The organism is Aquimarina latercula DSM 2041 (assembly GCF_000430645.1).
GTDB lineage: Bacteria > Bacteroidota > Bacteroidia > Flavobacteriales > Flavobacteriaceae > Aquimarina > Aquimarina latercula.
This window is the reverse complement of sequence record NZ_AUMK01000014.1, coordinates 49,261-62,058: the sequence shown is the minus strand read 5'-3', so window position 1 is coordinate 62,058 and position 12,798 is coordinate 49,261. Positions and strand designations below refer to the sequence as shown.

15 protein-coding genes are annotated in these 12,798 nt (G+C 31.4%); 8 read left to right on the top strand and 7 right to left on the bottom strand.

The window, feature by feature from the left end:
* Nucleotides 1-88: 88 nt before the first annotated feature.
* The 5 genes from H526_RS0113995 to H526_RS0113975 are packed head-to-tail and all read right to left on the bottom strand — an operon-like array spanning nt 89 to nt 4,750.
* A complete protein-coding gene (locus H526_RS0113995; protein WP_027393583.1) occupies nt 89-772 on the bottom strand; it encodes a lysoplasmalogenase family protein in 684 nt (227 codons plus the stop codon).
* Nucleotides 772-2,766 (bottom strand): NAD-dependent DNA ligase LigA, encoded by a 1,995-nt coding sequence (ligA, locus tag H526_RS0113990; RefSeq protein ID WP_027393582.1) that lies wholly within the window; start codon nt 2,764-2,766, stop codon nt 772-774. Before ligA ends, H526_RS0113995 begins: the two co-directional genes overlap by 1 nt.
* 30 nt (nt 2,767-2,796) lie before the next feature.
* Nucleotides 2,797-3,387: an LOG family protein gene (locus tag H526_RS0113985; protein WP_027393581.1), complete on the bottom strand. Its 591-nt coding sequence runs from the start codon at nt 3,385-3,387 to the stop codon at nt 2,797-2,799.
* On the bottom strand, nt 3,384-4,262 hold the full coding sequence (gene prmC, locus H526_RS0113980; protein WP_027393580.1) for a peptide chain release factor N(5)-glutamine methyltransferase: 879 nt from the start codon (nt 4,260-4,262) through the stop codon (nt 3,384-3,386). Before prmC ends, H526_RS0113985 begins: the two co-directional genes overlap by 4 nt.
* 2 nt (nt 4,263-4,264) lie before the next feature.
* Nucleotides 4,265-4,750, bottom strand: coding sequence for a GNAT family N-acetyltransferase (locus H526_RS0113975; protein ID WP_027393579.1), 486 nt, complete (start codon nt 4,748-4,750; stop codon nt 4,265-4,267).
* 205 nt (nt 4,751-4,955) lie between these two features.
* Here H526_RS0113975 and H526_RS0113970 point away from each other — a divergent pair, with 205 nt between their 5' ends.
* The 5 genes from H526_RS0113970 to H526_RS0113950 are packed head-to-tail and all read left to right on the top strand — an operon-like array spanning nt 4,956 to nt 8,454.
* The gene (locus tag H526_RS0113970; RefSeq protein WP_051336160.1) at nt 4,956-5,306 is read left to right on the top strand and encodes a hypothetical protein; all 351 of its coding nucleotides are present in this window, start codon (nt 4,956-4,958) and stop codon (nt 5,304-5,306) included.
* A gap of 5 nt (nt 5,307-5,311) precedes the next feature.
* On the top strand, nt 5,312-6,361 hold the full coding sequence (gene ribD, locus H526_RS0113965; RefSeq protein ID WP_035085614.1) for a bifunctional diaminohydroxyphosphoribosylaminopyrimidine deaminase/5-amino-6-(5-phosphoribosylamino)uracil reductase RibD: 1,050 nt from the start codon (nt 5,312-5,314) through the stop codon (nt 6,359-6,361).
* Entirely contained in the window at nt 6,354-6,962 is a 609-nt protein-coding gene (locus tag H526_RS0113960) for an HAD family hydrolase (protein ID WP_027393576.1), read from the top strand. The genes ribD and H526_RS0113960 overlap by 8 nt, the downstream gene beginning before the upstream one ends.
* The gene (locus tag H526_RS0113955; RefSeq protein WP_027393575.1) at nt 6,959-7,828 is read left to right on the top strand and encodes a GRP family sugar transporter; all 870 of its coding nucleotides are present in this window, start codon (nt 6,959-6,961) and stop codon (nt 7,826-7,828) included. The genes H526_RS0113960 and H526_RS0113955 overlap by 4 nt, the downstream gene beginning before the upstream one ends.
* Nucleotides 7,829-7,839: 11 nt before the next feature.
* Nucleotides 7,840-8,454 (top strand): IMPACT family protein, encoded by a 615-nt coding sequence (locus H526_RS0113950; protein WP_027393574.1) that lies wholly within the window; start codon nt 7,840-7,842, stop codon nt 8,452-8,454.
* Here H526_RS0113950 and H526_RS0113945 read toward each other — a convergent pair.
* The gene (locus H526_RS0113945) at nt 8,435-8,857 is read right to left on the bottom strand and encodes an acyl-CoA thioesterase (RefSeq protein WP_027393573.1); all 423 of its coding nucleotides are present in this window, start codon (nt 8,855-8,857) and stop codon (nt 8,435-8,437) included. The two genes, H526_RS0113950 and H526_RS0113945, sit on opposite strands and share 20 nt — an antisense overlap.
* A gap of 191 nt (nt 8,858-9,048) precedes the next feature.
* Here H526_RS0113945 and dnaA point away from each other — a divergent pair, with 191 nt between their 5' ends.
* The 3 genes from dnaA (at nt 9,049) to H526_RS0113930 (ending at nt 11,881) form a co-directional block, all read left to right on the top strand.
* Nucleotides 9,049-10,476, top strand: coding sequence for a chromosomal replication initiator protein DnaA (dnaA, locus tag H526_RS0113940; protein WP_027393572.1), 1,428 nt, complete (start codon nt 9,049-9,051; stop codon nt 10,474-10,476).
* Nucleotides 10,477-10,489: 13 nt separating this feature from the next.
* Nucleotides 10,490-10,942, top strand: a complete 453-nt coding sequence (locus H526_RS0113935) for a low molecular weight protein-tyrosine-phosphatase (RefSeq protein WP_027393571.1) — start codon at nt 10,490-10,492, stop codon at nt 10,940-10,942.
* A 207-nt stretch (nt 10,943-11,149) separates the two neighbouring features.
* Nucleotides 11,150-11,881 (top strand): SAM-dependent methyltransferase, encoded by a 732-nt coding sequence (locus H526_RS0113930; protein ID WP_027393570.1) that lies wholly within the window; start codon nt 11,150-11,152, stop codon nt 11,879-11,881.
* 6 nt (nt 11,882-11,887) lie between these two features.
* Here the strand turns inward: H526_RS0113930 and H526_RS0113925 are convergent, their stop codons facing one another.
* Nucleotides 11,888-12,553: a hypothetical protein gene (locus H526_RS0113925; RefSeq protein WP_027393569.1), complete on the bottom strand. Its 666-nt coding sequence runs from the start codon at nt 12,551-12,553 to the stop codon at nt 11,888-11,890.
* Nucleotides 12,554-12,798: the final 245 nt, after the last annotated feature.

Sequence of the window (12,798 nt, the reverse complement as noted above, 5' to 3'; positions counted from 1 at the left end):
AGAAATCCCCATCATACACTATATTAAACAATTTTTCCTTTTGTTAATATACTAAATTTCAATTAAATAATTAAAAACAAACAAACTACTATGTTTTAATCTTTAACGAATCTGAACTAGAAATCTTAAACTTCACCAAAAAGAAAACCGCTAGTAACTGATAGATAGAATTAATTATTTTAAGCTCTAAAGAAGGAACATAAAACTTGTCTAATGCGAAGCAAGCATCACTGATAATGAAATTTAAAATAGCAATGGTAAACCAAAGAGATTTAGGAGATCTAATATTTACATATTGAAATACTGCTCCGATTAATAAAAAATATAGAATGATAATATACACAATTCCAAAAGACCTTATACCCCCCATCGACTGATTAGTGACAGCATAAATTTGATAGACAATAACCGTCCAGACTACTAAAAAAACGCCTAGATAGACCAAGTCTGTTTTATTATAATCTATTTGCTTATGATTTTTAAACAAGAAATAAAAAAGAATAAAATAACTTAAGGTATAACTCAATAGAACATACCTAAACCCATTCTCTATTCCTGTTAGTAAAAATATATCTCCCATAAAACAAAGAAATAACACTAGTACAAACAGGGCATCAACCTTTTTTACATGAAACCAATACAACATAAAAAACAAAGGCACTGTCATTGGTTTTGAATACAACTCTATAGTTTGATTTTGTAGTATCGTACTCAAAACACATAAACTACCAGTAATTAACAGTAATATTTTTATGAGGGTTCTTATTTTCATTATTCAATTAAGTTGAGAAAATCATCTTCACTTATAATCACAATTCCCAGTTTGTTTGCTTTTTCTAGTTTACTTGGCCCCATATTCGCTCCAGCAACGACATATGTTGTCTTTGAAGAAATTGAGCTAGAAACTTTTCCTCCATTATCTTCTATTAATTTTTTGAGTTCATTCCGAGATACTTTTTCAAAAACTCCAGATACTACAAAAGTTTGACCTTTTAAAGTCTCTGTTTGATTAGCCAATTTATCTGCAGAAATTTGCAATTGGACTCCGTGACTTAAAAGCTTCTCTACAAGCGTTTTATTAGATTCTGAATTAAAAAATTCTCGCACACTTTGGGCAATTTTAATACCAATTTCATCTACATTAACTAATTCTTCCTCAGTAGCAGCAATAATTGCATCTATAGTTTTATAATGTTTAGCCAACTTTTTTGCTACCGTTTCTCCAACATATCTAATCCCCAAACCAAACAAGACTCTCTCAAATGGAATTTCTTTAGATTTTAAAATTCCTTCTATTAAATTATCCGCACTTTTCTCAGCCATTCTCTCCAAAGGAATGACTTGTTCTTTTGTTAATTCATATAAATCCGCATAATTAGTAATCAGACCTTCTTTTACCAAAAGAGCAACTGTCTCACCTCCTAAACCTTCTATATCAAGAGCCTTACGAGAAATATAATGCTGTATTCTTCCAACAATCTGTGGAGGACAACCATAAATATTAGGACAATAATGCTGTGCTTCTCCTTCTTTCCTTATCAAATCCGTACCACATTCTGGACAAGATGATATATACTGAGTAGGAATAGAATTATGGTCTCTTTTAGTAAAATCAACACTTACAATCTTTGGTATAATCTCACCTCCCTTTTCTACAAAAACAGTATCATTTTCTCTGATATCTAATTTCTGAATTTGATCTGCATTATGCAATGAAGCTCTTTTTACAGTTGTTCCTGCTAATTGAACAGGTTCTAAGTTAGCCACAGGTGTAATTGCTCCTGTTCTACCTACTTGATATGTAATCTCATTAAGTTTAGTAACCGCCTGTTCTGCTTTAAACTTATACGCCATAGCCCATCTCGGAGCTTTAGACGTAAACCCTAACTCTTCTTGTTGTTGTAGATTATTTACTTTAATTACAACGCCATCAGTCTCATAAGGTAATTCTCTTCTTTTCTGATCCCAAAGATTAACAAACTCTAAAACCTCATCTATAGAATTAACTAAACGAGATTCTTGAGGCACCTTAAACCCCCATTGCCTAGCTTTTTCAAGACTTTCATATTGTGAAGAAATACCTAATCGATCCCCAGCAAGATTATACAATAAACAATCTAAAGGACGTTTAGCGGTCTCACTACTATCTTGTAATTTTAAACTTCCTGAAGCTGTATTTCTTGGGTTCGCATAAGGCTCTTCTCCCGCAGCGACACGTTCTTGATTCATCTTTGCAAAACCCTCATAAGGTAATACGATTTCTCCCCGTATATCAAATTTAACCGGATAATCACCTTTAAGTTTTAAAGGAACCGATTTAATCGTTTTTACATTTGTGGTAACATCATCTCCTTGGATCCCATCACCTCTAGTCACTGCCCGAATTAATTCTCCATTTTCATAAGTCAAACTAATCGAAGCACCATCATACTTTAGCTCACACGTATAACTTACATCTCCATCCACCAACTTCTTAATTCTAGTTTCCCAATCCAACAAATCTTCCTTAGAATAAGAATTATCTAACGAATACATCCGTTGTTCATGAACAACTGTATTAAAATTCTTAGTAACTTCTCCACCAACCCTTAATGTTGGTGAATTTGGATCATAAAACTCAGGATGTTTTTCTTCCATCTCCTGAAGCTCTTTCAGCTTCATATCAAATTCATAATCACTTATCGTTGCTGCATCAAGCACATAATAATTATAATTATGTTGCCTTAACTCTTCTCTTATTTTATTGATTTGCTGCTCTATACTCATTACGCTGCTATCCGTATTTTACTTTATTTTTTATGTCCCTTCAGGTTTTAACCATTTCGGTACCTGAATAGGTTTAAACGCTTTCATTTTTTGCAAAAGACGATCAATATCATCTTCTACTATCAATAAATCATAATTACTCTTTTTTAAGAAACCATTATGAACCATATTTTCTAACATTAACAACAGGTGATCATAAAAACCATTGGTATTCAAAAGACCAATCGGTTTTTGATGTAAACCCAATTGAGACCAAGTAATAATCTCAAATAATTCTTCTAATGTTCCAAAACCTCCAGGTAATGTGATAAAACCATCACTAAGCTTATGCATTTTCATTTTACGTTCATGCATATTATCAGTAGTTATCAATTCTGTTAATCCTAAATGGACTACTTCCTTTAGCTTAAGAAAATCAGGAATAACACCAATTACTTTACCATTATGAGCAAGTGCACCTTCGGCTACTTTACCCATAATACCAATCTTTGCAGCACCATATACCAATACTATATTTTCTTGAGCTAGCTGTTGCCCTAATTGCAAAGCTTGCTCCACAACGTCAACATCATTCCCTTCACTACTTCCACAAAAAACACAAATAGAAGTTAAATCATTCATAGATTTTTAATATTTTTTTTAATTAAACCTGCTTGTATCATTCGATCATTTCCGTATAAATCTTTACGAAGATTAACAGCTTGATATCCCTGTTCTTGGATCATTACTTTAGTTTCTTTTCCAAGATATTGATTAATTTCAAAATACAACAAACCACCCAAAGCCAATGAACTCTTGGCTAATTCGGTAATTTTTTTATAGAAAATTAATGGGTTTTCATCTGAAACAAAAAGTGCTAAATGAGGCTCATTATCCAGCACATTAGGCTGTATTTCTTTTTTTTCAAGTTCTCTAACATATGGAGGATTAGAGACTATAACATCATAATCACCATCTAAACTATCCAATTCAAGAGCATTTGCTTTAATAAAATTTACCTCCACATCATTATCAGCAGCATTTAACCTTGCAATCTCCAATGCTTTTTCTGAAACATCTATGGCATATACTTCTGAATTTGGTATGTTTTTAGCAAGAGAAATCGCAATACAACCACTACCGGTACCTATATCTATAATTTTTAGTTTTCGATTTCTTTTTTCACCTTCTTGATTCTTTATAATCCAATCTACCAACTCTTCAGTTTCTGGCCTAGGAATCAATACATTTTTATTAACTTTAAATAACAATCCATAAAATTCTGTATCCCCAATGATATACTGAATAGGATCCTGATTAAACAATCTTTCTTTTGCAGTAGCAAAACAAGATATTTTATCATCATTAACCTCATTACCTAAAGCCAAAGCGATATCAACACGCCTCATATCTAAATACTTTTCGGAAAGCATATAAAAAAAAGATTCTACTTCTTCTCTATTATAAAGCCCTGCCAAAGAATCTATAAAATCTTTTCTAAGATCTTTAATTTTCAAACCTACAAATCTTTAATCATCCAAGCTTGACAACTATAATGTCCTGTATCCCCCATCGGTGCATCTAAAGCTTTAAATCCTACTCTTCCGTACAACTTTCTAGCTTCTTTCATATAAGGCATAGTCTCCAAATAACATTTAACAAACCCTTGTTCTTTTGCAAAATCGAGACATTTACTCATCATTTGCGAACCTAAACCTTTTCCTCTTGCTTCTGGTAGAAAATACATTTTTTGAAGCTCACATATTTCTGAACTTCCTTTTTCTAATTGGGCAATTCCCGCACCGCCAATAATCTTACCATCATCTTCTACAACAAAATATTTTTTTCGAGGAGCATCATAAGTTTCATACATTACATCTAATGCTTCGTCCTCATAAGCTGTCCCGACCTTAGGAACTCCCATCTCAATCAAAACATCTCTAATTACTTGAGCTAAAGCTTGGTTATCTTCTGGTGCAACTGAACGAATTTTTATCGTACTCATTATAATATTTAAATACTACTTTTGTTAATCTAAAAATTAATGACTTTCATCTTTTTATATAGATGAAATATACGTTAAATCCATACAGTAATCAATGAAGAAGCTTTTATTATTATCAACAATATTTCTCATAATTTCTAGCTGTTCTATATCTAAAAAACCCGAGTTTAAATATATTACAAATATTGATGTTAAAAATGTCAGTATGCGTAATATAACAATACAAGCAGATGCAGTTTTTAATAACCCTAATAACTTAAATGGTAAACTTTCTATTGATGACATCAGAGTTTTTGTTGATAACATAGATGTAGGTTCTATTTCTTCTAAAGAATTTGATGTCCCATCTAAAAAAGAATTTACGATTCCATTAGAAGGAACATTTTCACTTTCTAAGATTTATGAAGAAAACAAAAATAGCCTTCTTAATAGTGTAATTAAAATGGTACAGACAGATTCTCTTCTTATTCGTTATGAAGGAAACATTAAATATCATTTCGGAAATTTTTCTTATCCGTATAAGATCAATAAAGAACAAGAAGTAAGTTTAAAATAGTTAGAGTGAATACACTACACGAAAAATACATAAGACGTTGCATTCAAATTGGAAAAAATGCATTAGGTAATGCCAGACCAAACCCGATGGTTGGTTGCGTTATTGTTCTTGACAATATGATTATAGGAGAAGGCTACACTAGTCCATATGGAGGTAGTCACGCTGAAGTAAATGCAATACAATCGGTAAAAGACACAGCTTTATTAAAAAAAGCCACTCTATATGTAACTCTGGAACCATGTTCTCATTTTGGAAAAACTCCTCCTTGTAGCGATCTTATTATAAGGCATCAAATACCAAACGTAGTTATAGGAACAATAGACACACATAGTAAAGTTTCTGGAAGAGGTATCGAAAAACTTAAAAATGCTGGATGCAATGTGACTCTAGGTGTTTTAGAAGTTGAATGTAGAAAACATCACAAGCGTTTTTTTACATTCCACAATAAAAAACGCCCCTATATTATTCTCAAATGGGCACAAACTATAGATGGATTTATTGCTCCAGAAAAAACAACAAAAAGAGCTCCCGTGTGGATCACAAATTCTTACTCAAGACAATTAGTTCATAAATGGAGAGCAGAAGAACAAGCTATCCTTGTTGGAAACAAAACAGTAATAGAAGATAACCCAAGACTTACTATTAGAGATTGGTCCGGCACCAACCCTGTAAGAATAATAATTGACCTTTATAACAAAATCCCAAAAGGTTCTTCTATTTTAGATAAAACCGTAAAAACAATTGTAATTACAACTAGTGATTACAAACAAGAAAATGAGGACACAGTTTTAACATATGAGATGATTGATTCTAAGAACAATGTTCCTCAACAAATTTGTAACATCCTTCATACTCATGAGATTCAATCCGTAATTATCGAAGGAGGCAGTTACACCATCCAATCATTTATCAATGAAAACTTATGGGATGAAGCAAGGGTATTTACAGGAATGAATAGTTTTCTAAAAGGATTAAAAGCTCCTTCACTTGAATCTAAACGAACCTCAGAGAAAAAAATAATTGACGACACCTTAAGAATATATTATAATGATTAAAACTATTATTTTTGATTTTGGTGATGTCTTTATAAACCTAGATAAGTCAGCTACATCAAGGGAACTTACAAAACTTGGATTACTTCCCTTCACAAAGGATCTAGAACACTTAAATGAATCCTATGAAACTGGAGAAATTACAACTAAAGAATTTATTAACCATTATCAAAAATTACTTCCCGATGCTTCTGAAATAAAAATAATAAATGCTTGGAATGCTATTCTAAAAGATTTTCCAAAACACCGCTTAGAGTTCCTTCAAAAATTATCTAAAAACAAAACATATCAGTTAATTTTATTAAGCAATACAAACGAATTACACATAAATTGGATAAAGGAGAATATCCCATTTTATTATGATTTTAAATCTTGCTTTCAAACATTCTATCTTTCACATGAAATCAATTTAAGAAAACCTAATTTAGATATTTTTCAATTCGTATTAGACAACCATCAATTAACTCCATCAGAAACTCTTTTTATTGATGACACTTTTGCTAATACAACTGCAGCTCAGGAGCTAGGAATTAATATATGGAATAATGACCCCAAAAAGGAAGATATTACAAATCTATTTACCATAAAATCTAATTTGTTTTGATATATCTATTACTAAGTATACTCGCCTCTAGTTGGATTTTAATAACTTTTAAATTATTCTCTAAATACAACGTAGACACATTACAGGCAATTATCATTAATTATATTGTTGCTTCATTATCTGGATTAGTCGCATACCCTAAACCGATCACCATAACAACTATCATAAAATTTGATTGGTTTTATGGAACGATTGCCTTAGGGCTTATCTTTATATTAATCTTCAACTTAATGGCAATTACCACTCAGAAGAGTGGTATATCAGTAGCAGCTGTAGCAACTAAAATGAGTGTTGCTATTCCTGTTGTATTCGGGATACTTATATATAAAGAAAGTACTGGAATATTAAAAATAGTAGGAATCACATTAGCTTTAGTTGCTGTTTATATGACCTCGATAAAAACTAACGATGGGATTTCTATAAAAAAAGAAAATCTAATTTACCCTTTTCTAGTTTTTATAGGAAGTGGTATCATAGATACAAGTCTAAAGTTTATGGAAAAGAATTACGTTTCTGAAATAGATACAGCAATTTTTTCATCATCTATTTTTGGTTTTGCAGCAATAATAGGAGTATTTGTATTAATTTATAAAGCAATTACTTCTAAATTAAAAGTATCTATTAAAAATATTATCGCAGGAATTTGCCTAGGTATCCCAAACTATTTTTCAATATATTTTTTGATTCAAGCATTACGTAATCCTAATATGGATAGTTCTACTATCTTTATAATTAACAATGTTGCCATTTTATTAGTGTCTACATTTGCTGGAATTTTCTTTTTTAAAGAAAAATTAATTCAAAGAAACTGGATAGGGATTATACTAGCAGTTATAAGTATTTTATTAGTTACTTTTTCTATTTAATATCAAAAGAATTGAACACTACAGACACTTACAAGACAATAACTGAGCCAGGAGAAGAGGTTTTATTTAAGGACAAGAACAGTAAATTCTTTGGATACTCATTTCCTATAATTTCGGAAGAAGAAGTAAAATCAATCATAGAATCATTAAAAAAACAACATCATGCTGCTAGACATTGGTGTTATGCTTGGCAACTTGGCACCGAAAACATAAAATACAGAAGTAATGATGATGGAGAACCTTCTAACTCAGCAGGCCAACCAATTTATGGACAAATTCAATCCTTTCAAGTCACAAATATCTTAATAGTAGTTGTTAGATATTTTGGTGGTGTTAAGCTTGGTGTTGGAGGGTTAATTAACGCTTATAGAACAGCAGCACAATTATCTCTTCAATCTTCTAATATTTTAGAAAAAACAATCGATATTAAATTCTGTATCACTTTCGAATATAAAAACATGAACAAAGTTATGCGAATTATAAAGGAGCGTCAACTTAAAATTACCAATCAAAAATTAGAATTAGACTGTAAAATGTTTATTTCTGTAAGAAAAACAATAGCTAATGAAATAAATGATCTTTTCTCTACGTTGTACGGAGTAGAAATTAAACGAGTAGACGATTAAACTCTTTTTCTATTATGTTTAGTAAGTAAGGTGGGCATAAAATTGGTTTTCTGGTTTCGGCATCTACAAATACCAATGTTGAAGAAGCAATTGTTAACAATTCTTCATCTTGATTGTAAATTTTGTAGTCAAAAATGATACGAACTGTAGGAATTTTCTTTAAAAAAGTTTTAACAGTTAATTCGTCGTCAAAGAATGCAGATTTCTTAAATTTAAAATCTAATGTAAAAACAGGAAGCATAATACCGCTTTCTTCCATTGATTTATAGGAAACACCCAGTCTTGATAGCCAATCAATACGGGCTAACTCTAAATATTGTGCGTAGTTACCGTGATGGACTACTCCCATTTGATCGGTTTCGGAATACCTAACTTTAAATGATGTTTCTGAACTGATTGACATTTATTTTATTAAAAAAGTATGATTAATATAAAATTGCAATTATCTAAGTATGCGAAAAAAATAATTAAAATTCAACCCCAAAATCGTTTTTTTTTTACATTTTTTGTTCACATATTTGTCTTGCAAAAAAAGAAGGAACTTTTTCAACAATTTTCCGTTAATAACCTAATAAAAGTAATCTAACCACTCTAATGAATATAACTGCGCAATCAGTTTGGGATAATTGTCTGTCTTTTATAGAGGATAACATTACCCCGCAAGCTTTTAAAACCTGGTTTGAACCTATTAAAGCTGTAAAGCTTACGGATAGCGCTTTGAGTATTCAAGTACCCAGTAAGTTTTTTTATGAGTGGCTAGAAGAACACTACGTAAACCTTCTTAAAGTATCTTTAACCAGAGAACTAGGAGAAACTGCAAAGTTGGTATACATTATTAAAATGGAAAATACGTATGGTAACAAAAAACCATTTACTGAAAAGATTCCTAGTGCTAATAGAAAAGCAGTGAGCTCTCAGGAAGTTGATGTGCCAATCAAAAGCAAAAATCCTGAATTAAAAAACCCATTTGTAATTCCTGGAATTAGAAATGTAAAAATTGAATCTCAGTTAAATCCAAGTTATAATTTTGAAAATTTCTTAGAAGGAGACTCTAACAGACTAGCAAGATCAGCAGGAATGGCTGTTGCTAACAAACCTGGAGGTACTTCTTTTAACCCTTTATTAATTTTTGGAGGAGTAGGATTAGGTAAAACCCACCTAGCTCATGCCATTGGAGTTAACATTAAAGATAATTATCCCGAAAAAACAGTCTTATATATTTCTGCTGAAAAATTCACTCAGCAGTACATCGAGTCTGTAAAAAAGAATAATAGAAATGATTTTATTCATTTTTATCAAATCATCGATGTATTAATAGTAGATGACATTCAACTATTATCGGGAAAAGCTGGAACACAAGATGTATTCTTTCATATATTTAATCACCTACATCAAAACGGTAAACAAGTAATTCTTACTAGTGACAAAGCTCCTGTAGACATGCAGGATATTGAACAACGATTACTTTCACGTTTTAAATGGGGATTATCTGCAGAGCTGCATCAACCAGATTTTGAAACAAGAATCTCAATTATAAAAAACAAACTTTATCGTGACGGTGTAGAGATGCCTGAAGATATTGTGGAGTTTTTAGCAAACAACATAAAAACCAATATCCGCGAATTAGAAGGCGCTATTATATCATTAATTGCTCACTCCTCTTTCAACAAAAAGGATATCACAATAGATCTTGCAAAAGCTATTGTAGACAATTATGTTAAAAACACAAAACGAGAAGTATCCATAGACTACATACAAAAAGTAGTTAGTGACTATTTTCAAATGGATGTAGAAACATTACAATCCAAAACACGTAAACGTCATATAGTACAAGCAAGACAGTTAGCCATGTTCTTTGCTAAGAAGCTAACAAAGGCTTCATTAGCAAGTATTGGAACACAAATAGGAAAAAGAGATCACGCTACTGTACTTCATGCTTGCAAAACTGTTGACAACTTATCCTCTACAGATAAGCAATTTAGAAAATACGTAGAAGATCTAGGTAAGAAGCTTACCCTCTAAAATCCTGATTTACATGAAAGTTAAGATCTTAATGGTATGTCTAGGAAACATATGCAGGTCTCCCTTAGCAGAAGGCATTCTAGCATCTAAACTAGATTCTGAAAAATTTCAAGTAGATTCAAGCGGCACAAGCAATTACCATATTAGAGAACAACCAGACAGAAGATCTATTGAAACTGCCAGAAAACATGGGATAGATATTACAAATCAAAGAGCTGCTCAGTTTAAAGTCAGTGACTTTGATCATTACGATTTCATCTATCCAATGGATAATTCTAACTACCAAAACATAATAAAACTTTCTCGTAATGAAGAAGATCGTAAAAAAGTAAAGTTAATTTTAAACGAATTACAACCGTATCAAAATCTAGATGTTCCAGATCCGTATTATGGAGGAGATCAGGGTTTTGAAAATGTTTATCAAATGCTAGATAAAGCATGTGACCATATTGTTACAAAGCTATAAAAAGAGACCTAGCCTAGAAAACAAAGTTTTTGTATATTTAGAAACAGTTAACCTAATTTAAATATACTATTCTTTGAAAACAAAATTAACTTTTCACCAATACCCACATTATTTCCAAAGCATATCCAAATTCATCATCTGGATCACAAACCCTAAGAATAGCACACAAAATTCAATTAATCAAAAATTAGCTACTAAATAAACATTATGGAATCAAAACCCCTAGATCCTAAAGGAAAATTATATTTAATCCCAACTAGATTAGGAGACGACGTACCATTAGAAGTACTACCTATCTCTATAAAAAAAGTACTAGAACAAGTAAATCATTACATCGTTGAAAACGAAAAACCCGCAAGACGCTTTATAAAAAAAGTAAGCCCTAGCAAATCACAACGATCCTTAATTATTCATTCAGTAAACAAATACACTGATGCTTCTGAAATACCAAATTACTTAGCTCCCTGCCTCAATGGAGAATCTATTGGATTATTATCAGATGCTGGATGTCCCGGTATTGCTGACCCAGGAGCAGAAGTAGTAAGGTTAGCACACGAAAAAGGAATTCAAGTAACACCTCTAGTTGGACCATCATCTATATTTCTGGCTATGATGAGTAGTGGTATGAATGGACAAAATTTCAGCTTTAACGGTTATCTGCCAATTGATAAAAACGAAAGAAAATCTACTATTAAGTTTCTTGAAAAAAATTCTCTTGAAAAAAATCAAGCTCAAATTTTTATAGAAACTCCTTACAGAAATGATAAAATGTTAGCCGACTTATTAGCCATTCTTAATCAAAATACTAGATTATGTATCGCAAGTGATATCACGTTAACTACAGAGTATATAAAAACTAAAACTGTAGAAGGATGGAAGAATGAGCAAATTGAATTACACAAAAAACCTACAATATTTATTATCCAAAGAGATTTCTAGTAAAAATTAAGCTTTTGCCTTTCTATTAGGAACAACGAACGATGTATCAAACCCAGAAAAACGCTTCATGTAATATCGGATTGTTGTACCAAAAGCATCAGCAAAACCATCTACTCCACCGCTGCGAAGATATTTTTTCACTGCACCTGGTCCTGCAAGGTGTGCTGCAGCAAGTACACCAGACTCCGTAATCATAATACCATTCATTCTTTTACCAGCAAACCATTTAAGATCTCTGCGTAAAATCCATTTATTCCTAGAAAGGTTTGCATAAAATGCTCTTTCCTGTAATTCTGGAGTAGAAAGAAAAATATTTTTATTTTTTATACCGATCAACTGAAGAGTTCCTATACCAAATTGATACTTTCCCATGTATCCAAATTGATTTACAACACCGTAGTCTCCTCTAGACTCTTTAAAAGCTACAGCTTCTTTAAAACCTACATACGACTTACCTAACTCTGGATAAACGAAATTACTTATTAGATCATCGTTAATTTCATTGTAATCAAGATCATCCTCTATTTCATTAAAATTAGGAGCGATATAATAAAGATCTAATCCAGCGGTACTATACGAGCTTAGATCTGTGCTATTTTTTGGTTTAAAACTTACTAAAACGATTCCCCCGATTGTAAGAATTAAAAAAAGTCCAATTATCCTTTTTATCATATAAAAAATTTCTAAGTAGACATCAAAAAGATGTTCCCCTCTACTTAAATTTTTGCGGTGCAAATATACAGCTTTTTTTCAAACCAAGCACTATAACATGTTAAACTTATTATAATACTGAAAAACAGGTGTTTACACATAAAAAAGAGTTAAAAAAAGTGCTAAAAAGTCAAAAAAACTCTTAAATATTGCACTTAAACGTCAAAGTAAGAGTTTTGATCGATTAAAATCACACAACAAGTTTG

Excerpts from the sequence above, each read along its gene's own strand:
- H526_RS0113995 (WP_027393583.1), bottom strand. The coding sequence starts at position 772 with ATGAAAATAAGAACCCTCATAAAAATATTACTGTTAATTACTGGTAGT.
- ligA (WP_027393582.1), bottom strand. The coding sequence starts at position 2,766 with ATGAGTATAGAGCAGCAAATCAATAAAATAAGAGAAGAGTTAAGGCAA.
- H526_RS0113985 (WP_027393581.1), bottom strand. The coding sequence starts at position 3,387 with ATGAATGATTTAACTTCTATTTGTGTTTTTTGTGGAAGTAGTGAAGGG.
- H526_RS0113975 (WP_027393579.1), bottom strand. The coding sequence starts at position 4,750 with ATGAGTACGATAAAAATTCGTTCAGTTGCACCAGAAGATAACCAAGCT.
- H526_RS0113970 (WP_051336160.1), top strand. The coding sequence starts at position 4,956 with ATGCGTAATATAACAATACAAGCAGATGCAGTTTTTAATAACCCTAAT.
- H526_RS0113960 (WP_027393576.1), top strand. The coding sequence starts at position 6,354 with ATGATTAAAACTATTATTTTTGATTTTGGTGATGTCTTTATAAACCTA.
- H526_RS0113945 (WP_027393573.1), bottom strand. The coding sequence starts at position 8,857 with ATGTCAATCAGTTCAGAAACATCATTTAAAGTTAGGTATTCCGAAACC.
- dnaA (WP_027393572.1), top strand. The coding sequence starts at position 9,049 with ATGAATATAACTGCGCAATCAGTTTGGGATAATTGTCTGTCTTTTATA.
- H526_RS0113935 (WP_027393571.1), top strand. The coding sequence starts at position 10,490 with ATGAAAGTTAAGATCTTAATGGTATGTCTAGGAAACATATGCAGGTCT.
- H526_RS0113930 (WP_027393570.1), top strand. The coding sequence starts at position 11,150 with ATGGAATCAAAACCCCTAGATCCTAAAGGAAAATTATATTTAATCCCA.
- H526_RS0113925 (WP_027393569.1), bottom strand. The coding sequence starts at position 12,553 with ATGATAAAAAGGATAATTGGACTTTTTTTAATTCTTACAATCGGGGGA.